This is a genomic window from Williamsia phyllosphaerae, assembly GCF_014635305.1.
Taxonomy (GTDB): Bacteria; Actinomycetota; Actinomycetes; order Mycobacteriales; family Mycobacteriaceae; genus Williamsia_A; species Williamsia_A phyllosphaerae.
On the sequence record NZ_BMCS01000001.1, the window covers coordinates 1,913,516 to 1,935,314 of the forward strand.

Annotated in this window: 25 protein-coding genes; 11 read left to right on the forward strand and 14 right to left on the reverse strand. The window is 67.5% G+C overall.

Going from position 1 to position 21,799, the window contains the following annotated elements:
- The 4 genes from IEV93_RS09075 to IEV93_RS09090 form a co-directional block, all read right to left on the reverse strand.
- Entirely contained in the window at positions 1 to 261 is a 261-nt protein-coding gene (locus IEV93_RS09075; protein ID WP_188488932.1) for a LuxR C-terminal-related transcriptional regulator, read from the reverse strand.
- 132 nt (positions 262 to 393) lie between these two features.
- Positions 394 to 1,479 (reverse strand): DUF8320 family protein, encoded by a 1,086-nt coding sequence (locus tag IEV93_RS09080; protein ID WP_188488934.1) that lies wholly within the window; start codon positions 1,477 to 1,479, stop codon positions 394 to 396.
- Positions 1,476 to 2,708, reverse strand: a complete 1,233-nt coding sequence (locus tag IEV93_RS09085; RefSeq protein WP_188488935.1) for a sensor histidine kinase — start codon at positions 2,706 to 2,708, stop codon at positions 1,476 to 1,478. The genes IEV93_RS09080 and IEV93_RS09085 overlap by 4 nt, the downstream gene beginning before the upstream one ends.
- On the reverse strand, positions 2,675 to 3,358 hold the full coding sequence (locus IEV93_RS09090) for a response regulator transcription factor (protein WP_229704992.1): 684 nt from the start codon (positions 3,356 to 3,358) through the stop codon (positions 2,675 to 2,677). The genes IEV93_RS09085 and IEV93_RS09090 overlap by 34 nt, the downstream gene beginning before the upstream one ends.
- Before the next feature lie 203 nt (positions 3,359 to 3,561).
- Here IEV93_RS09090 and IEV93_RS09095 point away from each other — a divergent pair, with 203 nt between their 5' ends.
- On the forward strand, positions 3,562 to 4,209 hold the full coding sequence (locus tag IEV93_RS09095; RefSeq protein ID WP_188488937.1) for a nitroreductase family protein: 648 nt from the start codon (positions 3,562 to 3,564) through the stop codon (positions 4,207 to 4,209).
- On the opposite strand, the gene IEV93_RS09100 is transcribed toward IEV93_RS09095, so the two are convergent.
- A complete protein-coding gene (locus IEV93_RS09100; RefSeq protein WP_188488939.1) occupies positions 4,210 to 4,479 on the reverse strand; it encodes a hypothetical protein in 270 nt (89 codons plus the stop codon). It lies immediately after the preceding gene.
- A 148-nt stretch (positions 4,480 to 4,627) separates the two neighbouring features.
- Here IEV93_RS09100 and IEV93_RS09105 point away from each other — a divergent pair, with 148 nt between their 5' ends.
- Positions 4,628 to 4,852 carry a hypothetical protein gene (locus IEV93_RS09105; RefSeq protein ID WP_188488941.1) on the forward strand — a complete coding sequence of 75 codons (225 nt, stop codon included), beginning with the start codon at positions 4,628 to 4,630 and terminating at the stop codon, positions 4,850 to 4,852.
- Between the two features lie 8 nt (positions 4,853 to 4,860).
- On the opposite strand, the gene menE is transcribed toward IEV93_RS09105, so the two are convergent.
- From menE to IEV93_RS09135, 6 genes are all read right to left on the reverse strand, one after another.
- Entirely contained in the window at positions 4,861 to 6,021 is a 1,161-nt protein-coding gene (menE, locus tag IEV93_RS09110) for an o-succinylbenzoate--CoA ligase (RefSeq protein WP_188490480.1), read from the reverse strand.
- Entirely contained in the window at positions 6,018 to 6,353 is a 336-nt protein-coding gene (locus tag IEV93_RS09115; RefSeq protein ID WP_188488943.1) for a DUF3349 domain-containing protein, read from the reverse strand. The genes menE and IEV93_RS09115 overlap by 4 nt, the downstream gene beginning before the upstream one ends.
- A gap of 121 nt (positions 6,354 to 6,474) precedes the next feature.
- Positions 6,475 to 6,780 (reverse strand): DUF3349 domain-containing protein, encoded by a 306-nt coding sequence (locus IEV93_RS09120; protein ID WP_188488945.1) that lies wholly within the window; start codon positions 6,778 to 6,780, stop codon positions 6,475 to 6,477.
- A 6-nt stretch (positions 6,781 to 6,786) separates the two neighbouring features.
- On the reverse strand, positions 6,787 to 7,071 hold the full coding sequence (locus IEV93_RS09125) for a hypothetical protein (protein WP_188488947.1): 285 nt from the start codon (positions 7,069 to 7,071) through the stop codon (positions 6,787 to 6,789).
- A gap of 36 nt (positions 7,072 to 7,107) precedes the next feature.
- Positions 7,108 to 8,343, reverse strand: coding sequence for an inorganic phosphate transporter (locus IEV93_RS09130; protein ID WP_188488949.1), 1,236 nt, complete (start codon positions 8,341 to 8,343; stop codon positions 7,108 to 7,110).
- A gap of 137 nt (positions 8,344 to 8,480) precedes the next feature.
- The gene (locus tag IEV93_RS09135) at positions 8,481 to 8,882 is read right to left on the reverse strand and encodes a VOC family protein (protein WP_188488951.1); all 402 of its coding nucleotides are present in this window, start codon (positions 8,880 to 8,882) and stop codon (positions 8,481 to 8,483) included.
- Between the two features lie 126 nt (positions 8,883 to 9,008).
- Here IEV93_RS09135 and IEV93_RS09140 point away from each other — a divergent pair, with 126 nt between their 5' ends.
- From IEV93_RS09140 to gmd, 3 genes are all read left to right on the forward strand, one after another.
- Positions 9,009 to 10,061: an LLM class F420-dependent oxidoreductase gene (locus IEV93_RS09140; protein ID WP_188488953.1), complete on the forward strand. Its 1,053-nt coding sequence runs from the start codon at positions 9,009 to 9,011 to the stop codon at positions 10,059 to 10,061.
- Positions 10,062 to 10,094: 33 nt separating this feature from the next.
- The gene (locus IEV93_RS09145) at positions 10,095 to 10,991 is read left to right on the forward strand and encodes a sialate O-acetylesterase (protein ID WP_188488955.1); all 897 of its coding nucleotides are present in this window, start codon (positions 10,095 to 10,097) and stop codon (positions 10,989 to 10,991) included.
- 74 nt (positions 10,992 to 11,065) lie between these two features.
- Entirely contained in the window at positions 11,066 to 12,118 is a 1,053-nt protein-coding gene (gene gmd, locus IEV93_RS09150) for a GDP-mannose 4,6-dehydratase (protein WP_188488957.1), read from the forward strand.
- On the opposite strand, the gene IEV93_RS09155 is transcribed toward gmd, so the two are convergent.
- Together IEV93_RS09155 and IEV93_RS09160 are read right to left on the reverse strand one after the other, a co-directional pair.
- Complete coding sequence (locus IEV93_RS09155) at positions 12,119 to 13,297, reverse strand: NADH:flavin oxidoreductase/NADH oxidase (protein ID WP_188488959.1); 1,179 nt, start codon at positions 13,295 to 13,297, stop codon at positions 12,119 to 12,121.
- A 174-nt stretch (positions 13,298 to 13,471) separates the two neighbouring features.
- Positions 13,472 to 15,226, reverse strand: a complete 1,755-nt coding sequence (locus IEV93_RS09160) for a DUF4012 domain-containing protein (protein WP_188488961.1) — start codon at positions 15,224 to 15,226, stop codon at positions 13,472 to 13,474.
- 301 nt (positions 15,227 to 15,527) lie between these two features.
- Here IEV93_RS09160 and IEV93_RS09165 point away from each other — a divergent pair, with 301 nt between their 5' ends.
- Both IEV93_RS09165 and IEV93_RS09170 read left to right on the forward strand, forming a co-directional pair.
- Positions 15,528 to 15,917, forward strand: coding sequence for a hypothetical protein (locus IEV93_RS09165; protein WP_188488963.1), 390 nt, complete (start codon positions 15,528 to 15,530; stop codon positions 15,915 to 15,917).
- Entirely contained in the window at positions 15,914 to 16,573 is a 660-nt protein-coding gene (locus tag IEV93_RS09170; protein WP_188488965.1) for a class F sortase, read from the forward strand. Before IEV93_RS09165 ends, IEV93_RS09170 begins: the two co-directional genes overlap by 4 nt.
- A gap of 8 nt (positions 16,574 to 16,581) precedes the next feature.
- On the opposite strand, the gene IEV93_RS09175 is transcribed toward IEV93_RS09170, so the two are convergent.
- Positions 16,582 to 17,712, reverse strand: coding sequence for a glycosyltransferase (locus tag IEV93_RS09175; protein ID WP_188488967.1), 1,131 nt, complete (start codon positions 17,710 to 17,712; stop codon positions 16,582 to 16,584).
- Between the two features lie 151 nt (positions 17,713 to 17,863).
- Between IEV93_RS09175 and IEV93_RS09180 the strand changes: the two genes are divergently transcribed.
- From IEV93_RS09180 to IEV93_RS09195, 4 genes are read left to right on the forward strand one after another with little or no spacing between them, the layout of a single operon-like run.
- Positions 17,864 to 19,120: a glycosyltransferase family 4 protein gene (locus IEV93_RS09180; RefSeq protein ID WP_188488969.1), complete on the forward strand. Its 1,257-nt coding sequence runs from the start codon at positions 17,864 to 17,866 to the stop codon at positions 19,118 to 19,120.
- Positions 19,121 to 19,124: 4 nt separating this feature from the next.
- On the forward strand, positions 19,125 to 19,940 hold the full coding sequence (locus IEV93_RS09185) for a glycosyltransferase (protein ID WP_229704994.1): 816 nt from the start codon (positions 19,125 to 19,127) through the stop codon (positions 19,938 to 19,940).
- Entirely contained in the window at positions 19,937 to 21,127 is a 1,191-nt protein-coding gene (locus IEV93_RS09190) for a lipopolysaccharide biosynthesis protein (protein WP_188488973.1), read from the forward strand. The genes IEV93_RS09185 and IEV93_RS09190 overlap by 4 nt, the downstream gene beginning before the upstream one ends.
- 25 nt (positions 21,128 to 21,152) lie before the next feature.
- Complete coding sequence (locus IEV93_RS09195) at positions 21,153 to 21,791, forward strand: YveK family protein (protein ID WP_188488975.1); 639 nt, start codon at positions 21,153 to 21,155, stop codon at positions 21,789 to 21,791.
- The last annotated feature ends 8 nt before the right edge of the window (positions 21,792 to 21,799 follow it).

Genomic DNA, 21,799 nt, shown 5'->3' on the forward strand with positions numbered 1-21,799 from the left:
TCAGAGGTCGTCGAGGTCGACGTAGCCGTCCTGCAGGGCCCGTGCGAGCAACGTGGCCTTTGTGTTGGCCGCGCGGCCGACCACCTCGTACTTGGCGCGGATGCGGGAGATGTGGGTGTTGACCGTCGTGCCCGCGATGAACAGCCGCGAACCGACCTCGTCCTTGGAGTCACACAGGACCCACATGCGCAGGACCTCCACCTCACGGGCGCTCAGATCGGGGCGGGCGGGCAGGGTAACGGGTTCGAGCAGGGTGGTCATCGGGGGCCTCGTGTCGCAGGGGCCGTCGTCTCGTATCCGGCCATACCTGACAGTAGGGCGGGGGTCCGACAATGCGACAGACGCGACTTCTGGTGTCCCCCGAGCTGGTGTCACCGTTAGTTGCAGAAAGCGTCAGTCATCGACGACCGTTCGCTCGGTGGACATCTCGGCACCCGTGTGGTCGAACTCGCGCCGATCGGTGCCGTCGGCGCCGCGGCTGTAGATCGACGCCGCGGCCGCACGATGCGCAGGCAGCAACCGCACCCGGACGTCGCCGTTCCGTGCTCGTGCGAGCGTCGTGACGATCTCGGCGTTGATGTCCGCGCGGGCGCGATCGGGGAGTGGGTCGGCGGCCCGGTCGTCGATGAGGATCACCTCGACGCCGCGGGCACGGGCCGATCGGGCGGCGTCGGCGATGTCGGGGGTGACCAGGCCGGGAGCCCGCAGTCGGTCCCGCAGGTGGGCCTCGAGCAACTCGCAGGTGGCCCGCTCGTCGGCGGACAGCTCGACCCCGGAGGCGATCCGGTCGAGCATCGGACGTGCGAGCCCGTCGAGTTCGGCGAGTTGCTGGTCGCGCTCGGCAGCCGCGGCGTTTCGCGCTGCCAACGCAGCCACCTGTTGCGCGCCCGCGGCACGTAGTTCGAAGACGTTCCGGGCCGCCGGGCGGATGGTCAGTGCGAACACCGCGCCGATCGCGACCGGTCCGACGTCGATCAACACCGTCGCCGCCCCGCCGAACAGTCCGGTGCCGTGGACCACCGACCACGCCGAGTGCGCCGCCAGGTTCCCCAGCAGGCCCAGCCAGGCGAACAATGTCCGCCCCCGCACGCACAGGAAGCAGAGCAGCACCGTCGTCGCCCCGTGCGCCCAGCCCTGGGTGCTGACCGCGAACGGCGACGGGGTCACCCACAGGGTGAGGCCGGCCGTCAGCGGACACGTCGCCGCGATGAGCGTCGCCCATCGCAGCGGCAGGGGATCGCCGGGTGCCGATATCAGGGCTATCGCGGCGCCGGCCAACGCGACGATCGCCACGATGGGCGGCCAGATCGACGAGATCCCCTCGGTGGAGGTGAGACAGACATAGGCCATGCACGCGACGTACGCCGCAAGAACGAATCGTGCGCCGACGGTGTGCATCCCGAGCAGCGCGCGCACGTCACGCGGGCCGCTGTCGACACTCGAGACGGCGAACGACTCGTCGGTTGCACGGCTGCTCACGTGGCGACCCACCGCAGCGTGACGACCGTGCCGCTACCGGGCGCGGAGACGATGTCGGCGGTCCCGCCCGACAGCCCGGACATCCGGCCGACGATGCTCACGGCGATGCCCATGCGGTGCGCGGGCACCGACCTGAGTTCGAAACCGGGGCCGTCGTCGGACACGGTCACCGTGATCTCCTCGGTGGAGAAGGTGACGTGCGCGCGCCGACCGGTGCTCGCGGCCGCGTGCCGAACGGTGTTGCGTGCCGCCTCGGCTGCCGCGGCGGCGACGGTCCGGACGACCTCCGGTGGGTAGCCGACCGTGTCGGCGGTGAGATCGAGGCCGTCGACGGTCGTCGGGATCGACTGGTCGACCTCGGCGATGCTGTTGCGTATCAACGCCGCCGAGGCGCGCGGGTCGAGATCGTCGTCGACGACGAACTCCGCGTCGATCCGGTGCAGGTTGTCGATGGTGGACTGGGCCTGCGCCATCACCGCCGGTGAGTTCCCCTGCCGGGCCGCGGCGAGCAGCGTCGCCATCACGCCGTCGTGGGTCAACGCGTTGAACCGGGCGCGTTCGGTGGCCACCGCCTGTGCGGCGGCCGCGGCACGCGCGACCCCGTAGGCCTGCTCGCGGGTGTGGTCGAGCAGTCGTGCGGTACGAAACCCCATCAGTGCCGCGGCGACGGGAACGAGACAGAACCCCCAGGCGAACGCCATCTCGGTCAGCAGTGGGCTGGAGACGGCGGGCGTGCGGACGAGATAGTTGTCGAACGCCGCCACGACGACCACCGCCAGCAGGTACAGCATCGACCGCGGCACCCGCCAGACCAGCGCCGCGGCCAGTGCGGGCAGACCGTTGAACTGGACGAACCACAGACCGTGGGGGTCATCGATGAGTCCGCCGTTCCAGGCGAGCGGCCACACGGCGATCGCGACGAGGAAGACGAGCAGCGCCACCGTCGTGGTGACACGGATGGCGTGCACCGACCGCATGAGTCCGGCGACCCCGATCGCGATGCCGCTCGCGAACACGCCGACCGTGGCGGGTATCGACCACCACAGCGCCGACACGTCGAACGCGGCGGCGAAGTACCCGGACGTGATGATCAGGTAGGCGAGATAGCCGGCCCCGAGGAAGATCGCGAACTGACCCAGGATGCGGGTCTCGGCGTTACCCGGCTCGCGCGTCGACGGAGCCGGGATCAGCCGTCTCAGTGCCGGAATCGGCGCGGCATCGGTAGCCATCCGTCCTCCACCGCGCGTTTGTAGAGGTCGGTCTTGGTGGGGGCCGGTCGGCCCGCGGCGGCGTACTTCTGGCGGATGCGCCCGAGGTACTGGTTGACGGTGTCGCCGGAGAGGCCGGTGACCGAGGCGACGCGCGCGGCGGGCTCGCCCGCGGCGTACAACTCGAGCACCTGGCGTTGTCGCGGACTGAGATTGACGTCGACGAAGTCCGCGTCCGCGTCGATCGCCGCGGCCCAGTCCATCGTCGCGACCTGTTCGCCGCGAGCGGCCGCCCGGATCGCGTCGAGGACCTCGGTGGCGCGGGTGGACTTGCGGACCACGCCCAGAACCCCCGCGGCCGCCGCCGAGCGCACCAGGAACGCCTCTTCGGCAGACGTGTACACCAGCGCCTCGACGCCGTGCGCCCGCAGCTTCTCGACGTTGCCGCGTGGCGATGTCCCGTCGCCCAGTCGGAGGTCGAGGACGGCCAGGTCGAGGTCGGTGGTGATCGCCAGCAGCTCGTCGACCGTGCCCGCACCGCCCGCGAACGTCAGATCGGCGGTCCCGGAGATCATGGCCGACAACCCGATGACGGACGTCTCGTGATCATCGACGACTCCTATGCGGAACGTGTTCTCCGACTGCGGAGGCGGATCGGCGGTGGTGCTCACTCAGCCATCTCGGCGTGAAGTATTCGCACATGCTTCGTCACCGAGCAATTATCGTTCAGACGTACTGATGACGGTGCGCAACTGTGAACAGTCACCATGTCGCATGGACGACAACGCTGCCAGCAGCGGGAACGTTGTTCAATACGACGATCGGGGGACAGCGTCGACACCGACACGGCGGGCACGGTGGCACCATGAGAGCCATGGCCCTCCCGGATCTCACCGTCGACGAACTGCTCACCACGACCCGCACCGTGCGCAAGCGCCTGGACCTCGACCGGCCGGTTCCGATGGAACTGATCCGCGAGTGCCTGGAGATCGCGCTGCAGGCGCCGTCGGGATCGAACCGGCAGGGTTGGCAGTGGGTGGTGGTGACCGATCCCGAGCAGCGACGCCGCGTCGGCCGGATCTACGGCGAGGTGACCGAGAAGTACCTCGGGTCAGGTGCGTCGGCGTCCTCGCTGTTCGCCGACGACCCCGAGCGCGCGAAGGTGCAGCAGCGTGTGGGCGCGAGTGCCGCGTACCTCGGCGAGACGATGGGCGACGTCCCGGTCCTGCTGATCCCGTGCATCGAGACGGGAGGCGCTCTGCCGCAGGGCAATCAGGCCGGACTGTGGGGGTCGTTGCTGCCCGCCGTGTGGAGCTATGCCCTGGCTGCCCGCGCCCGCGGACTCGGAACTGCCTGGACGACATTGCATCTCGCCCGTGAGGCCGAGGTCGCCGAGATCCTGGGCATCCCCGACGGCTACTCCCAGGGAGCCCTGATCCCGACCGCGTACTACACCGGCGAGACCTTCAAACCCGCCCCGCGCGCACCCCTCGACGAGGTCCTGCACGTCGACCGCTGGTGATCAGCGAGATCGTCTGGCGCGCCACACGCCGACCACGGCGATCAGGACCGCCACCACCGACAGCAGGTCCGACTCGGTGACGCCGTGCGCGACGTTGAACGAGAACAGGATCCGGCCCTCGATCGGGCCGTTGAAGCGTGACCACAGCACGGCCACCACCGTGACCGCAGCGGCTGCGGGCAGGCTGGGTCGGGCGAGGCACCACGCGGCGGTGACGAACAGCAGGTTCAGGATGACCAACGCGTGGAAGAACTGTTCGGAGATGGGCATCAAGGTCGGCGCCGTTCGTGGACAGGGGTGGTGACGGGCTCACCCGAACCGGTACCGACGAGCCGGTCAGATTTTAGCTACGCCGCTGCGTCGTCGGCAATATGACGAGGCGCCGTCACCTTGGCTACCATCTCCGCCGGGGGTAATTATGAAACAAGATCAGGTGGAACAGCACGCGTCGGAGATCATCGACGCGATCGACGACCGGATGCGGGCCGGGGTCATACCGAATGACGCGCTCACCTTCGCCGATGTGAGCAAGCACGCGACCGAGCCGTTCGGCGACATCGCCGTGCTCGACGAATTCGACCGGGACCACGTCATCCGGCGGGTCGACGAGGTGCTGCGTATCCGGGCCGGCGGGGTGGACTGAACTGCAGGTCAGGACAGGGTGCGCCGCAGAGCGGCCCGGTCGACCTTCCCGGGCCCACGGCGGGGCAGTTCGCCGACGATGAACACCTCTCGGGGTACCGCGGTTCTGTCGAGCTGTTCGGCGGCGACCGCGCGGACCTGTTCGGCCGTGACGACGGCGCCGCCTGCGGGCACCACGACCGCGACGACGCGCTCGCCGAGGCGTTCGTCGGGTAGGCCGAGAACGGCGCACTCCGCGATCGTCGGGTCGCTGAGAATGGCCGCCTCGACCACCTGGGGAACGACGGTCAACCCGCCGGTGCTGATGGCCTCGTCGGCTCGTCCGACGATGCTGAGCACGCCATCGGCATCGAGCCGACCGAGGTCGTCGGTGCGGTACTCGCCGGGTGTCGCGAACGCCGGGTGGTCGGGCAGGTTGCGGTAACCGAGCGCGACCACCGGACCGGAGAGCACCACCCGCCCGATGCCGTCGGGATTCGGGTCGTCGATACCGATGTGCACTCCGTCGAGGGCGACGCCGTCGTAGACGCAGCCCCCGCAGGTCTCGCTCATGCCGTAGGTGCGGACGATCGGGATGCCCGCGTCGACCGCCCGGCGTGCCAGCAGGGGCGGGGTCGCGGCGCCGCCGACGAGCACCGCGTCGACCTCGCACAACGCGGCGGTGGCCGAGGTGTCGTCGAGGGTCTTGATCAGCTGTGTCGGAACGAGTGAGGTGTAACGCCGGGGGCCGGTCATCGCGTCGATTCCGGTGACGAGATCGGCGGGGTCGAATCCGCCCGCGACGTCGAAGATCACCGGGGTGTGTCCGGCACGCAGACTGCGCAGCAGCACCTGGAGTCCGGCGATGTGGTGCGGCGGCAGCGCCAGCAACCAACCACCGGGACCGCCGAGGAAGGACTCGGTCGCCGCGGCCGAGGCCGCCAGCGTCTCGCGGGTGTGCATGGCGCCCTTGGGAACCCCGGTCGTCCCAGAGGTGGCGACCACCAGCGACACGGCGTCGTCGATCGGTTCACCGGCACCGAGAGCTGTGACGAGCCGATCGGTCTCGGTTTGATCAGATGCTGGAACGGGAAGGGCAGCGACTCGCCCGTCGAGAATGCCCACCAGCTGCTCAGTGGCGTCTAGGACCGCAGGACCGGCCCGCAGCGGGAGGGTGGTGAGGGTTCTCAGGACGCGTCCGACGTCCCGCCGCGCTGACCGGCCTCGAAGGTCCACCCCGCGTCCTCGAGGATGGCCCGCACGCGGGCGATGTCGGGTTCGGACGGCAGCTCCTCGGTCACCTTGGTGATCAGGACGCCGACGTCGACGCGGGAGATGGGTTCGGTCTCGCCTCGGCCTGCGGCGTCGGCGATCAACGCGTCGGAGATCTCGTGGACCTCGTCGTCGGAGAGCTGACGGCGCAGCAGCGCCATGAGCGGGACGTAGTCGTTGGTCGGGACACCGTTGGGATAGCCGGCACGCAACCAGTTCATGATCGAGCGCATGAGTTGTGGGCGGTCCATGCTGCCTCCCCTGAGTGCGTGGACTGGCGAACTGTTCACGGAGCGCGATGTTGCACGCCGTACGGTCGATTTTGGCACATCCGGGCCGGTGCGAGCTCTGCGTCCGCCGGGGCCGATGGTCTCAGGTCGCGGGTGAGGAGAGCGGCCAACCGACCGACGCGAGCCGGGAGGCGACCTGGTTGATCTCCTCCGGGTTCGGCTCCAGTTCGATCACCTTGGCGATCGCGCTGCGGATCTGGTCCTCGGTGACCGGGTTGTCGGTGCCGTGCTCCTTGAAGACGGTGAGGATGGCCCGGGTGACCTGCTCCTCGTCGAGCGAGCGCTTGAGCAGCGCCAGCAGTGGGAAGTAGTCCTTCGGGGGCACGCCCTCGGGGTAGCCCGCGCGGACCCAGTCGAGGATCGCGTCGAAGGTTTTCGTATCAGCCACGACGCGTCACTTCACCGGCGCGAACGGGAACAGGTTGACGCCGAAGTGGTAGTTGATCGTGGTGCGGGTGATCCAGAGGATCCCGATCACGATGACCGCCGCGATCAGCAGGAACAGGAACGCGCCCGCGGCCTTGAGGGCCGGGTTCGGTGCGGTGGTCGAGCCGTCGTCACCGATGCCGCCGCTGCCTGCCGCGTAGAGCCGCAGCCCGATCGCGAAGACCGCGGGGAGGCCGGCTCCGAGCACCAGCCCGATGACGAGCACCTTGAGAATGGCTTCGAAGGTTTCCATCTTCTACGTTTCCTCGGTTCCGTTACGGGGTGGAGCTCAGCGAGTGCCGACGGTGGACGGGCTCTCCGCGGCGATTTCCGCCGGGATCATCGTGTTGGACTTCTCGTCCCAGTCGGCGTTGACGTTGTTGTGGTCGACCTTCTGCTGCTGTGCGCGCCAGTACATGTAGCCCGACAGCGCCACCAGGATCACGAAGATGACGATGGCCCCGGCCGCTCCGCCGATGGAGTTGGCGATGAAGAAGGTGGCGGCACCGACCAGGCCGGCCAGGGGGAGGGTGGTGACCCAGGCGACGATCATGCGGCCCGCGACACCCCAGCGCACCGACGCGCCCGGCTTGCCGACGCCCGATCCGAGGATCGAGCCGGTGGCGACGTGGGTGGTCGACAGCGCCATGCCTGCGGCACTCGAGGTGAGGATGATCGCGGCCGATGAGGCCTCGGCGGCCAGACCCTGCGGCGCCTTGATCTCGACCAGGCCCTTGCCCAGCGTGCGGATGATGCGCCAGCCGCCGAGGTAGGTGCCCGCGGCGATGGCGATGGCGCAGGAGAAGACGATCCAGATCGGCAGGCCTTCGCTGACCGAGCCCGCGGACAGGTGGCCGGTCGCGATCAGCGCGAGGGCGATGACACCCATGGTCTTCTGCGCGTCGCCGGTGCCGTGTGCCAGCGAGACGAGCGAGGCGGTCGCGATCTGACCTGTGCGGAACCCGCCCTCCTTCTTGCTGTCGACGATCTTGGAGGTGATGGCGTAGATCAGCCAGGTGCCGAGCGCGGCGACGAGCAGCGCGATCACCGGGGCGAGCAGCGCCGGGATGATGATCTTCTGGGTGATGCCCTCCCAGTTGACGCCGGAGGTGCCGATGGCGGCGAGCCCGGAGCCGATGAGGCCACCGAACAGCGCGTGCGAGGAGCTCGAGGGCAGACCGAACAGCCAGGTGAAGAGGTTCCACAGGATGCCGCCGATCAGGCCGGCGAAGATGATCACCAGCGCCTTCTGACCGTCGAGCCCGGAGACCAGGTCGCCCGCGCCGGGGCCCTTGGTCTGCTGGATCTTGAGGACGTCCTTGGTGATGGTCGCCGCGACCTGGACGGAGAGGAACGCTCCGACGAGGTTGAGGATCGCGGCGATGGTCACCGCGACCTTGGGCTTGAGAGCCCCGGTGGCGATGGACGTGGCCATTGCGTTGCCCGTGTCGTGGAAGCCGTTCGTGAAGTCGAAGCCAAGTGCTGTGACCACCAGCAACACCAGGATCAACATTTCTGCGCTCATGGCGATCATTGTGGAGTCAAGAAGCCGCAAATGTCTAAGCGTCCGTGACCTTTCCTCACGGCTTCACCTGGCCCTTTGGACTATCTACAGACCCTGTTTACCGACTGTTCATCTCTCCTCGGCGTGGTGTCCGATTCTCACCCGTTCGTTACGTCACGGACGTCGGTCCGGAGGGGATGGCCCGCCGGGATCTCGACGAAGATCAACGTTCGTCCGTCGGGGTCGAGTACGTGCATCTCGCGCAGTCCCCACGGCTCCGTTCGGGCCTCGCGGGCGATGGTCACGCCGGCGTCGCGCAGGGAGGCCTCGGTGGCATCGAGGTCGCGGACCTGTAACCACAGACCCGTCGCGTCGGTGCCGGGACCGGTCGTGTCGGCGGCCATGTGCGACGCGACCTCGATCAGCGTCGAGCCGGCGAAGAACACGACCCCGGCTCCGTACTCGCGAGCAATCGCCAGCCCCAGCTGATCGCGATAGAAGCGCAGGGTTGTCTCGGCATCGGTCGGCCGGAGAAGGACTCGGGCGCTCAATATCTCCACTGTCCCTGTGTATCGCATCCCGACTCTTGGTCGGAACCATAAGTCGAGTTATTGTCGAGGCGGCGACGGACCCGATCACTTGATCGGGCATCATCGACGACGACGTCGAGGAAGGGCGGTTCGCGCATGAAGATCGGTATGGGCATCAACTACGCCGGGGATTTCAGCGAGACGATCAACAATCTGCTGGAGTTCGAGAAGGCCGGGCTCGACCGGGTCGCGGTCCCCGAGGCCTACAGCTACGACGCGGTGAGCCAGCTCGGCTACATCGCCGCGAAGTCGACCACCCTCGAACTAGCCACCGGCATCCTGCCGCTGTTCACCCGCACGCCCACCAACATCGCGATGACCGCAGCCGGTCTCGACTACATCTCCGGCGGCCGCGCCGTGCTCGGCATCGGCGCGTCCGGACCGCAGGTCATCGAGGGGTTCCACGGCGTCAAGTACGACGCCCCGCTCGGCCGGGCCCGCGAGTACGCCGACATCTGCCGCAAGGTCTGGCGCCGTGAGCGCCTCGAATACGACGGCAAGTACTACAAGCTCCCGCTCACCAAGGAAGACGGCGGCACCGGTCTCGGCAAGCCGCTCAAGCTCATCAACCACCCCGTTCGCGAGCGCATCCCGATGGCGTTGGCCGCGATCGGTCCCAAGAACGTCGCGTTGGCCGCGGAGAAGTTCGAGGAGTGGCAGCCGATCTTCTTCCACCCCGATCACGTCGACGCCGCGTTCGGCGAGCCGCTCAAGGCCGGGAAGGCCAAGCGCGAGGCCGAGCTGGGGGACCTGCAGATCTCGGTGACCACTGCGCTGCTGATCAGCGACGACGAGACCGCCAAGGACAACGCCCGTGCGTTGGTGGCGCATCAGGTCGCGCTCTACGTCGGCGGCATGGGCGCTCGGGGCAAGAACTTCTACAACGACCTCGCCGTGCGCTACGGCTACGTCGACGAGGCCAAGGAGATCCAGGACCTCTACCTCGACGGCAAGAAGGACGAGGCCGCCAACGCGGTTCCCGACGACCTGGTGCGTCAGATCTCCCTGATCGGGTCGGCCGGCGAGGTCAAGGATCGCGTGCAGGCGTTCGAGGCCGGCGGCGTGACGATGGCGCTGGCCACCCCGATGGCTGCCGACCACGCGGCGAACGTCGAGCAGATCCGTCTTCTCAAAGGGATGATTGCCTGATCGCTCGTCCCCTCGACCGTCACGGGAGTCCCGATGCCGTCTCCGTTCGATCCAGTCCTGCGCACGTACGAAGAAGATCGGGTCGTCCACGGCAGCTTCCCCGTGAAGCTGCGGGCGCTGATGCGCGTGAAGACGGTGGTGAAGAAGGCGATCGCGACCGGTACGCCGGTCGAGCCCTTCGCCGAGCCGTACACGGTGGTCGCGATCCTGGGGCAGTCGAATGCCGCGGGCGCCGGAATCGAGGTCGGCGGCACCACGCCGACGCCGCCGAACCCTCGTGTGCACCAGTGGCCCGGCTGCGGGCGGTATCGCGGACGTAAGCCACTTGCCGCGGTGGACCCGCTCGTCCATGAGGTGCCCACCAGCGGTGTCGGTTTCGCGACCGAGTTCGGGTCGCTGCTCGCCGACGCAACCGGCGAGCCGGTGCTGTTGGTCCCGACCGCACGTGGCGACACGTCGTTCTATCCGAAGAACGGGTACTCGTGGGATCCCGGGAACTCCGACGTGCGGGTGAACCTCTTCAAGTACGCGTGCGCCCAGATCGATTCGGCGTTGGAGTTCAGTGGTCAGCCGTTGTCGGCGATCCTGTGGCATCAGGGGGAATCCGACGGCCCGTTGACGCCCGCCGACGAGTATCAGGCGCAGTTCGATCTGCTGATCGCCTCGTTGAGGGTCCGGTACGGCCCGGTGCCGTTCATCCTCGGACAGCTCAGCCCCGAGTACATGCGTCACGGTCCGCCCAAACTGGCCGGGATCGACGCCGTGCACCGTGACACCCCGAACCGGCACCCGCACGCACGTTTCGTTCCCTCGCCCGACGGCATGCTCAACGGCGGCGAGGATCCACATTTCAACGCCGAGGCGGGACGCGAGATCGGTCGGCGCATGTACGCGGCCTATGCCGAGATGGTGGGTAAGCCCGCTCGCTAGTCCTGTCTCGTCCGATCGGAGACCTGGCGGTCGGTTTTCGGCACCGGGAACACCGGTCCGGCCTATTCTGGGGCATGCCCACGGCGCTGATCACCGGCATCACCGGACAAGACGGTTCGTACATGGCCGAGTTCCTGCTCGGCAAGGGGTACGAGGTGCATGGTCTGATCCGACGGACCTCGTCGTTCAACCGAGCCCGCATCGAGCACCTCTACGTCGACCCGCACGAGAGTCGAACCCGGCTGCATCTGCACTACGGCGACCTCGGAGACAGCGCGCGATTGATCACCCTGCTCTCGGACATCTCGCCCGATGAGGTCTACAACTTCGCGGCGCAGTCCCATGTACGGGTGAGTTTCGACGAACCCGAACACACCGGTGACGCAACCGGGATGGGCGTCACACGCATGCTCGAGGCCACTCGTCTCTCGGGGAAAGAATGTCGCTTCTATCAGGCCTCGAGTTCTGAGATGTTCGGGGCGACACCGCCGCCGCAGAACGAACAGACGCCGTTCTATCCACGTTCGCCGTACGGCGCAGCAAAGCTGTACGGCTACTGGATGACCCGTAACCACCGCGAGGCGTATGGCATGTACGCGGTCAACGGGATCCTGTTCAACCACGAATCCCCGCGCCGTGGAGAGACTTTCGTGACTCGTAAGATCACCCGAGCGGTGGCGGGCATCAAAGCCGGGCGCCAGGAGCACGTGTACCTCGGTAACCTCGATGCGATCCGCGACTGGGGATACGCGCCGGAGTACGTCGAGGGCGCATGGATGATGTTGCAGGCCGACGAACCCTCGGATTATGTGCTGGCCACCGGTACTCCCTGCACCGTCCGGGAATTCGTGGTCGCTGCGTTCGCGCACGCCGACCTCGACTGGGAGGAGCATGTTCGCTTCGACGAGCGGTACCTACGTCCCACCGAGGTGGACTCGTTGATCGGCGACGCGAGCGAGGCCGAACGTATTCTCGGTTGGAAATCGTCCGTGGCTGTCGACGAGCTCGCACGGATCATGGTCGACGCCGACATCGCCGCACTCGGGCACGACTCGTCACCCTGGATCGACACCGTGACGTTGCCGTCCTGGTCGGACGACATCCCCGGTGACCGACGCCCGGGCTGATCATGCCGCCGACTCCTCCTGGGACAGGGTGTCGGCCGCCGGCGGCAGACCGATGCTCGGTTCATGCCCGCGAAAGTTCTCCAGCCACCACCGCCAGTCGTCGGGGACGAGTTCGAAGGGGTTGTCGTAACCCAGTTCTCGCGCGGCCCAGACCGGCCAGTGCGGGTTGGCCAACGCCGGGCGGCCCAGGAACGCCAGGTCGATGACGCCGTCCTTGATCACCTGGTCCGCCTTCGCCGGCACTCCCAGGTTCCAGCTCGTGGCTATCGGGATGTCGACCGCGTTCTTCAGGCGCTCGGCCCGCGAGAGCATGAAGCCCTGATCTCCCATCGGGTTGTTGCGCATGTCGTCGGTGTTGAAGCCGAGTGAGATGTCGGCGAGATCGAGCCCGTGCTCGGTCATCCAACCGATCGCGGTGATCGCGTCCTCGAATTGCGTTCCGTCGGGGTTGAGGTCGTCAGAACCCAGGCGCATGGTGAGTGGGAACTCCTCGGGCCACACCGCACGGACCGCGTCGAGGGCCTCGAGGTGGAACCGGGCTCGGTTCTCCAGGCTGCCGCCGTACTCGTCGGTCCGCTGGTTCGCCAGCGGCGAGAAGAAGCTGGCGCCGAGATAGCCATGTGCGTAGTGCATCTCGAGCCATTCATAGCCGGCATCAACCGCGCGCAGAGCTGCATCCGCATAGCTCCGGTAGAGGTCCTTGATCTCGTCCCTGGTGAGCTCGTGGACGGGGAACGAGTGATCGCCGCCGTAGGGGATTGCCGACGGAGCGCGACAGGTCCAGCCCTGCGCATGATCCGGCGGCAGCTGAGAACCGCCGGGATACCCGTCGATGGTCTTGTACTTGGGAACCTCGCTGCCCTTGCGGCCGGTGTGACCGAGCTGTATCCCCGCGACGCCGCCGAACATCTTGATGGCGTCGGTGACGCGCTTGTGCCCCTCGATCTGGTCGTCGTCCCAGATGCCGGAGCAGGTGGTCGACGTGCGTCCGTCGGGGGTGATGGCGACCTGCTCAGGGAACACCAGTCCGAATCCGCCGGCGGCCCGGGCGCCGAGATAGCTGACGTGGAAGTCGTTCATCTTCCCGTCGGTTGACTGGTACATGGTCATGGGAGACATGACGATTCGATTGCGCAGGGTGACGCCTTTGAGCGTGAACGGCGAGAACAGATTGGGCATGGGGGCTCCGAAAGATTCGGCGGGACGTGGGAACCGACGGTTCGCATCGTCGGGAACCGGCTCGACATCCAGTAGACCGGCGGGGTGCATCACTCGGGTTACACCGTCTGGTCGAGGCGTAACGATCTACTCACGGCAGCGGAGGCATCGCGGTGAGGCGTCCGAATTCGCCGGCTACCTGCAGGGTTGTCCGAGAACGCGAACATCGGCCGGATTGGTCAGCGGCTGGACGGGAACCACGAGGTCGGCATCGGACCTCGGCACCGTGAGCGCGAATTGCACCGTGACCGGCTTCCCCGGAGGAAGGGTCACGACCGTGTAGTGCGCTGGGTGACCCAACTCGGTGCCTCGCCCCAGCCCCACCGAGACGCCGTCCACGGTCAGAGCCGTGAGTTGGGACCCCCACGACGAGTACAGCGACACCGTGAGCTTGTTGCTTCGAGGCGGAAGAGTCCCACCCCCCGGTAGGAACGTGCCCAGCACCTCCGGCGACAGTCGGGTGTCTGGCACGTCGCTGCGCAGTGTCACGTCGACGAGGATCTCTTGGGTGGTGTCGGCGCACGCGCCGCGGCGGTAGGTGATCGCCCGGCTGAGGTAGTAGTCGAGTTTGCTCGCGTACGAGTTGTTGACGACGACATTCGCGTACGGTCCCGGGCCGTATGGGACCTCATGGCCGAGGTCCGTGGCCGCGAGTTCGGCCTGCTCTGCGGGAACCTGACTCCACATCGCGATGCGTCCGTTTTTCGTCGCGTCGCCGAACGCCTCCGCCAGCGCCTTGATCTGGAACCGACCCGAGGTGATGCGGTCGAACGTCGCCTCCGCGATGTCGGCGAGGTAGGTCTTCCGACCGGATCGATCGGTGTCGAAACGCGCATACGCGGCGGACTCGGTGAGCTGCACGATGTTGTCCGCGGTGGCCGTCTCTCCGTCGTCCAGTGTGATGGGCCCGGTCGCCGAGAGGATGCTTCGGAGACCGGGCGGGTCGATGCCGATCACCACATCCGCCGTGACCCCGGTGAGCTGCCGGGCAAGACTCCGCCAGATCCGCGCCGCATACGGGAAGTGCGGGCTCTGATTCGAGTTCTGCCAGATCTGTGTCGGATCGGTCGTGCCGTAGAGGTTCCGATAGTCCGCGCCGAGATCCAGTCCGCGTCCGGGCGGCAACGCCAGATCCTTCACGACCCTGTCGAGGGTGATCCTTCCGCGATCAGTCGAGAACAATACGAGGCCACCGACCAGTCCGCCCGTCCCGCGCGCCTCGGCGTTGTTCTGTAGACCGACGAGGTACGTCCGCTTCCGATCAGCGCCCAGCATGCCCGGCGCGAGATCGGTGGCGGTGCGGGCGCTGCGCAAGGTGGAATCCAGACGGGTCAACTGGTCGACGAGTTCCGACCGCGCCCGGTTGACGGGGCCGAGCCAGGTGCGGGCTCTGATCTGTTGGGCCTGACGCAGTGCGTCGGCGGTTGCCGACGCGGCCGTACCCAAAGCGGGCTGTGAGCCGCGAATCGCATTCACGTCGATTCGCCCGGCGTCCAGGAGAGGCCGCGTGGTCAGCGTGCGGACGGCCTCTGCCGCCGGGGGGAGCGCGGTGTTGGCGACCTGGTCGAGAACATCGGCGATGGACTTGGTCGAGTCGATCGGGTCGCCGATCCAGGGCAGTCGCGCCAGCCCCCGCAGCGGCGGGCGGTCGAGGGATTGACGGGCCGAGCGTGCCGAGGCTCCCGCGCTGACGAGTTCGCGATCGAGGAGGCTGCTGTCGCCGCTGATCGATGCCTGCGCCGCGATGAGATGGCCCCGTGCCGACGACAGATCCGCGCGTGCTCGGACCAGCTCGATCGAGCACCAGATCACGAAGCACAGCGTGATCAACAGGGCGGCCACCAGCAGACGTCGCAGCCATCGAAGACCTCGTGACCGTACTGACGGCACGTGCTCCTCCCGTCCGCTCGGTGAGTCGGGTTGCTCGTCAGTATGCGGGTCGTTCCACGGCTCGTTCTCGGAATCCGCGGTGATCGGGCGAATTCACCGGGTCGTATGAAAACCGGTGCCTGATTTCGCAGATCTGCCGATCCACGACGGATATAGAATAAATCCGTTGCCGGTAACGAATATGTCGGCGGCACCGATGAAGAAAGAGATTCGGGCGTCTCATTTCATTACTTCGGGGAACGAGAAACAAACGCCGCTCGCGAATGGTGAATCGCGAGACAAATCTCGAAAGGCTCGACTCGTGACGGCATCACATGGCTCCCGTAGATGGATCACCCGCACGACGCTGGTGGCTGGGATCTGCACTCTGGGTTGGCTCGGCTCACCCGGGTCGGCGGCCGCCGATCCGTACCCGCCACTGCCACCCATCGGGCAGGTGCCGGCCATCGCGACCGTGCCGGCGCCCGGGATCGTCGACCCGGTGGCGCCGGGGTTCCGGATGAACGCGGGCACCACCGTGATCGCTCCCGGTTCCTATCCTGTGCAGGCGCGTACCGGTGCCGGCCCGACGGCCGATGAACCCGGTGGTGACATCGCTCTGGCAGCCGTGGCCGCACTCGCCGGTGGGGGCGTCCTCGGCATCGGGGTGATCGCGGCGGCGAAGAGTGGGCGGACACGACGTTCGTCGTGAATCGTCGGTGGCGCATCCGTGTACTCGGCTGCCTCGCCGTGGCGTTGGTCTCGTCGGCGGCCTGTTCGAATGAATCATCGCCGTCGTCGAGGCCGTTTCCGGCCGGCGACAGCGCCGCCGCCTCGAAGGAGCTCGACACCCGGAAGCCCGTGGTCCCGGCCGATGAGGACCGTCCGATCGTCCCGGGTCATCTCTACATTCCCGGGATCGCGGTCAACAGCACTGTGCTCACGCTCGGGACAGTCGTCGAACCGGACCCGTTCCTGGGCGGTCGGGACGTGACCGCTTTCGAGGTGCCGCCCGACCTCGCGCGGGCCGGCTGGTGGTCTGACGGACCGCGAGTCGGAGCGCCCGGCATGGCCGTTCTGCTCGGCCACAGCCAGGTCGGTGGGGGCCACGCGGTGTTCAACCGGATCGGCGAGCTCACACCGGGGGCGGTCGTGCTCGTCGATGCGGAATCCGGTGCCGCCCGTCTCGGGTTCGAGGTGTCCACCGTCGTGCGTGGTATCGCGAAGAACGACGAGACGGCATTGCAGACGGTGCTCGCGGCCAACGCGCCGACGTCGGATCTCGCCCTCGTCACCTGTAGCGGACCGTTCAGTTCGTCGGTCTCGGAGAGCGCCGACAACACCGTGGTGTTCGCTCGACGCAGCTGAGGGCATGGCTACCGGGCCGTACCGCCTCGCGCAGCGTGTACGTACATCTGCTCGAGCGTGGTCGCGACCGAAGCGATGTCGTGGTCACGTCGCACGATCTCACGCGCCTTCTCGCCGAGGGTGATCCTCTCGTCGACCCCGGTCAGAAGTCGGCGCATCGCCTCGGTCAGGCTCTCGACGCCGTCATCGGCGACGTACCCCGCGCCCTGGGACACCGATCCGGCGAGGCCGCACGTGTCGGTCACCACGACCGGCAACCCCAGCGCCATGGCCTCGAGGACGGCCATCGGATACGGCTCGTCGACAGATGGCAGGACGAACACATCGGACCTCGCCATCCGTGCCCCGGTGTCGTCCGGGTCGAGCGCGCCCTCGACGGAGAACGCGCCGTGGTGGCGCGACCGCCCGATCGCCGCGAGCACCTGCGGGAGATCCCCCTCGTCGGGCCCCACGATCGCGAACCTCGCGTCGACCCCGTCCTCGAGAAGTCGAAGAGCCGCTTCGACGAACACCGGTGCCCGCTTGCGCGGATGGAGCCGTCCTAGGAACAACGCCTCGGGTGACGACCGACGCGTCTCGGACGCGGCGGGTCCGATGACGATGCCGTTGCGCAGCTCACTCAGCCGGACCCCGGGCCGCGACACCCCGACGAGATCTGTCTTCTCCTGATCGGTGAGGAAGGTGACCGCGTCCGCGCGCGCCAGGACCGGTCTGGTGAGCGCCGCGTCGATGATGCGAGCGGCGAGGTCGCGTCGCGGCCGGATCATCCCGTGGGTCTGGGCCACCACGGGTAGTCCGCGGGCGATCGCGAGTCTCGCCATCGGCAGTGTGATCAGATCCCGCGCGAGATGGACGTGCATCACGTCGAAATCCCGGGATGCCTCGCGAAACCATCGCAGCATGTCGGGCGACGCCAGCCCCGCGAATCCCGAGATCGGCAGGACGCGTCGGACACCGAAGAGTCGAGCGGGCACACCGCTCAGCGCCGTCGGGGTCTCGTCGTACCCCCGCTGTCCCGCGACGATGACGACCTGGTGCCCACGTCGTCTCAACTCGGTCGCGAGATTGGTCGCGACGCGCATCGGGCCACCGAACGAACCGTCCGGTGACGCCATCGTGACCACCTGGACGACCCTCACGTTCTCATCATCGCCGCCGACCCGTGTGATCCGGTGGCACAAACGTCAAACCCGGCCACGGGCGTTCGAATTGAATTATCGTTAATCGATGGGGCCAACGGGAAAAGCGAATTACGGCGCAGCGCGGACCTGATCGACTCAGAGGAAAACCATGAGGGTCGTGATCATCGGTATCAATTATTTTCCGGAGCCGACCGGTATAGCGGTGTACACATCCGACATTGCGCGGATTCTCGTTGCACGCGGTCACGATGTCCACGTGCTCACCGGCCTGCCGCACTACCCGCAGTGGAAGGTGTCCGCGGATGATCCGTCGGCGCGCTCGACCGTCGTCGAGGGCGTATCCGTCCGCCGCCTGTCGCATCCCGTCCCCGCTGTGCCGACCCTGCGAGGGCGCGCCTGGATGGAGATCGTGTTCGGCATCCGGTGCCTTCGAGTCCTGAACGGAACGGCGCGAACAGCAGATGCGGTCGTCTGTGTGTCGCCGGCACTGCTCTCCTCGGCGATGGTCATCGGGCGGCTGACGCTCCGCAGACGTCGACCGGCGCTGGGACTGTGGATCCAGGATGTCTACAGCCGGGCGGGGATCGAGACCGGCGCAGTGGGCACCCGTGGCGCCCGACTGATCGCATCCGTCGAATCGGCCACCGCTCGACGCGCCGACGGGGTCCTGGCGATCCATGAGCGGTTCGCGCGCATCCTCGTGTCGTCGCTGCGGGTCGACCCGCAGCGGGTCTCCATCATCAGGAACTGGTGTCACACGCATCGGACCGAGTTCGCCTCGCGTGCTGCGGCCCGCTCGGTTCTCGGCTGGGATGCGGCCGGGAGATACATCGCGGTGCACGCGGGGAACATGGGGGCCAAACAGGATCTCGACAACCTGGTCAGTGCCGCCCGGGTGTCCCACGGTCGCGGTTCGCCGGTCGATTTCGTCCTGATCGGTGACGGAAACCAGCGTGCACGACTCGAGGGACTGGGTCGAGATGTGCCGACGTTGAGTTTCCGGGACCCGTTGCCGGGCCCGGACTTCCAGGCGGCTTTGCAGGCGGCCGACGTGGTGCTGGTCAACGAGGCCCCCGACGTACGCGAGATGGCGCTGCCCAGCAAGCTCACGTCGTACTTCGAGAGCGGTACTCCCGTGGTGGCCGCGACATCAGCCGACAGCGTCACCGCCGAGGAGGTGGCGGCGGCCGGGGCCGGGGTACGGGTCGACCCCGGTCAACCCGCTCTGCTGGCCGACGCGGTACTCGAGGTCGCCCGGGACGCCGCTGCTTCCCGGCGATACGGCGATAACGCACGTCGCTACGTCGATGTCGTCCTCGATCGGGAGCGTGCAGCAGACCAGTTCGAGTCCTGGTTGCAGTCGATCGTCCGCGACCGGTCCGCTGCACCATCGCAGGATCGGTAGACACGTGTCGTCGGCCACGTTCAGTGTGCTCATCCCGTCGTTCAACGCAGAACGGTTCGTGGAGGAGGCCGCCCGCAGTGCGTTGGCACAGCTGCACGCCGGCGACGAGATCATCGTCCAGGACGGAGGATCCGACGACGGGACCGTCGAGCTGTTGAGAGCCATCGCGGCAGACGACGCACGAGTACGGATTCACTCGGAGCGCGACGACGGACAGTCCGACGCCCTGAATCGGGCATTGGCACGTGCGCAGGGCGAATGGATCGTGTGGCTCAACGCCGACGACCTGCTCCTGCCGGGTGCGCTCGACGCCGTCCGCGGTGCGATCGCGTCGGATCCCGACCTGGACATGGTGTGCGGGGCGAGTCAGATACTCCGCAGCGAGGGCGACGTGGTCGACGTCTACCCTGGCCGCCGGTTGGAGACACGCACCCTCCTGCGCGTCGGATGCGCGTCGTTCTCCGGGTCCATCGTCGCCCGCACCGCACTTCTCCGGGGCGTGGGTGGGTTCCGGGTGGACCTCGACTGCACGATGGACCTCGCGCTCCAGTTCGAACTCGCCCGGCGATCACCGTCGCAGGTGCTGATCGACCACCCCATCGGCGCTCTACGGTTCCATGAGGCGTCGAAATCGGCCCGTCTGTGGAAGACGTTCCTGTCTGAGGCGACGTCCTTGCGGGGAACGTATGCGCGGTCGGTGCCGCAGCGACTCGACGCCGCCTGGGGCACCGTGGTCTTGGCCGCCTCCATCCCGCTGTTCCGGATCCGGCTCACACCGGGTTACCGCAAACTTCGTCGTCGGATCAGAGGCCCGCGGTGACCCACCGCCTGGAGAAGCCCCCGACGAAGCTCTCGCACGCGGTGATCGTGCGAGTGGGGTCGCGAGTCAGTGCGTCCGGGATGCTCGGCCTCACACTGCTTTTCGTCGCGCATCTGACCTCGGTGGGCGACTTCGGGCGCTTCATGTTCGCCTACACCGCGGCGATGATCGGTGGTCTCGTGGTGGGGACCGGGGCTCCCGCGCGAGTGCTCCGGGCCGGGCACGACGAGGTCGATCGCGTCAACGTGCCGTCGATCTACATGACCCACACCGTTCTGGTGGGGTCGTTCGCCGGAATCGCCCTCGCCTGCTCGGTCTGGTTCGGGGCCTCGCTCGCCGTGGTCGCCGGACTCGCGTTCGCCCTGTCGGACACCGTGCAGAACTATGCGCAGTCCCACCTCGCGGGCGTCGGGTCGGACGTCGCGGCCAACGTGCTCATCGTGACGCAGCGCGCCCTGCCGTTGGTGGTCGTCCTGCTCACCTGGGGAGGTCCCCTTCTGGGCTGGCTCGCAGTCGCTTTCGGAATCTGTGCCGTGTTCGCCATCGCGGCGCCGTGGCCGTCAGCGGCGTCCATCGGTGGTGCTCGCCTGCGCCCGGTGTGGCGGTGGGATTTCTGGTCGTACTCGTTGTCGGGCACCTTCTTCACGGCACAGGTACCGCTCGTCGGAGTTCTGTTCTCGCCGTTGGTACTCGGCTACTTCGCGATGGCGACACGGGTCATCGGTCCCGTCACTCTGCTGTCGGCATCGGTGTCGACGGTCGTGATCCCGGAGATGGTGCGGCGTATGGGAACCGAGGGACTGCGTTCGATCTATCGCACCTATCGCACCTTCTCCTACGCGTACCTCGCTCTGGTGGTCGCGATCTCGGCACCAGTTGCCTGGGCCGTGGTGTGGTTCCTGGGCGACAAGTACTCACCGGCGCTGCCGTTGCTGATCGGCATCATGATCGGTGCCGGGTTGTCTGGCTGCTCCCAGGCGGCAAGCGCCCTGCTGATGGCCTGCGAGGGGGCAGCGCGACCCACGGTCGCCATCGTCGCGGGCAATGCACTGGCCCTGGCCGTCATCGCCGGTATCGCGGTCACCGGACGTCCCGGATTGCTCTGTGTCGCGCCGGTACTCAGCGAGGCGGTCGTGTTGGGGCTGATGACCCGCGCGGCCCGAGACGCCCTGGAACGAATCCCATGACCGGCGATTGGGGGTCGCCGTGGAGGTGAGTGCTCTCCGGGTGCTGTTGAGCGCCCGCGGCATCGCGATGGTGGTCGTGCTCGCCGCGATCGGCGCCGCCCTGGCGATCGGATGGACGGCGATGGTCGCCCCGTCGTACACGTCCACGGCGCGCGTGTACATCGGTGTGGCCGCACCCTACGTCGGCTTCTCCGCGCCGCCCGGCGTCGCGAGCTTCCCGAGGGAGAGACTCGATGTGTACAGCACACTGGCCTCGAGTGAGAGCGTTCTGGACGACGCGAAACGGATTGCACGAACAGATGATTCGACGTCGCAACTGCGAGCATCGCTGACGCTGTCCTCTCCGGCGGAGACGAGTCTGCTCGACATCACCATCACCTCGTCATCGCCCGGCGACGCGTCGAGGTCGGCGAACGGGGTCGCCCGCGCTCTTGTCGAGGCCATCCGGGGCGTCGATGCCCCGTCGCCGATTCGTGGTGACCTCGTCGAACCCGCGGTCACGCCGACATCGAGGTCTGCGCCTTTCACGCGGCGAAACCTCGTCCTGGGTTCGCTGCTGGGGGCGGCGTTGGGCATCATCGCGGCGCTGCGTCCGGCGCTGCGTCGGGAGATGGCCGACGACGCGAACGAGCCGTCGCAGACAGAAGGGGTCGTCAGGAGATGATCAGGTTG

Coding starts and splice junctions, on each gene's coding strand:
- IEV93_RS09075 (WP_188488932.1), bottom strand. CDS start 261: ATGACCACCCTGCTCGAACCCGTTACCCTGCCCGCCCGCCCCGATCTG.
- IEV93_RS09085 (WP_188488935.1), bottom strand. CDS start 2,708: ATGGCTACCGATGCCGCGCCGATTCCGGCACTGAGACGGCTGATCCCG.
- IEV93_RS09095 (WP_188488937.1), top strand. CDS start 3,562: ATGGCCCTCCCGGATCTCACCGTCGACGAACTGCTCACCACGACCCGC.
- IEV93_RS09100 (WP_188488939.1), bottom strand. CDS start 4,479: ATGCCCATCTCCGAACAGTTCTTCCACGCGTTGGTCATCCTGAACCTG.
- IEV93_RS09105 (WP_188488941.1), top strand. CDS start 4,628: ATGAAACAAGATCAGGTGGAACAGCACGCGTCGGAGATCATCGACGCG.
- IEV93_RS09115 (WP_188488943.1), bottom strand. CDS start 6,353: ATGGACCGCCCACAACTCATGCGCTCGATCATGAACTGGTTGCGTGCC.
- IEV93_RS09125 (WP_188488947.1), bottom strand. CDS start 7,071: ATGGAAACCTTCGAAGCCATTCTCAAGGTGCTCGTCATCGGGCTGGTG.
- IEV93_RS09130 (WP_188488949.1), bottom strand. CDS start 8,343: ATGAGCGCAGAAATGTTGATCCTGGTGTTGCTGGTGGTCACAGCACTT.
- IEV93_RS09140 (WP_188488953.1), top strand. CDS start 9,009: ATGAAGATCGGTATGGGCATCAACTACGCCGGGGATTTCAGCGAGACG.
- IEV93_RS09145 (WP_188488955.1), top strand. CDS start 10,095: ATGCCGTCTCCGTTCGATCCAGTCCTGCGCACGTACGAAGAAGATCGG.
- gmd (WP_188488957.1), top strand. CDS start 11,066: ATGCCCACGGCGCTGATCACCGGCATCACCGGACAAGACGGTTCGTAC.
- IEV93_RS09155 (WP_188488959.1), bottom strand. CDS start 13,297: ATGCCCAATCTGTTCTCGCCGTTCACGCTCAAAGGCGTCACCCTGCGC.
- IEV93_RS09180 (WP_188488969.1), top strand. CDS start 17,864: ATGAGGGTCGTGATCATCGGTATCAATTATTTTCCGGAGCCGACCGGT.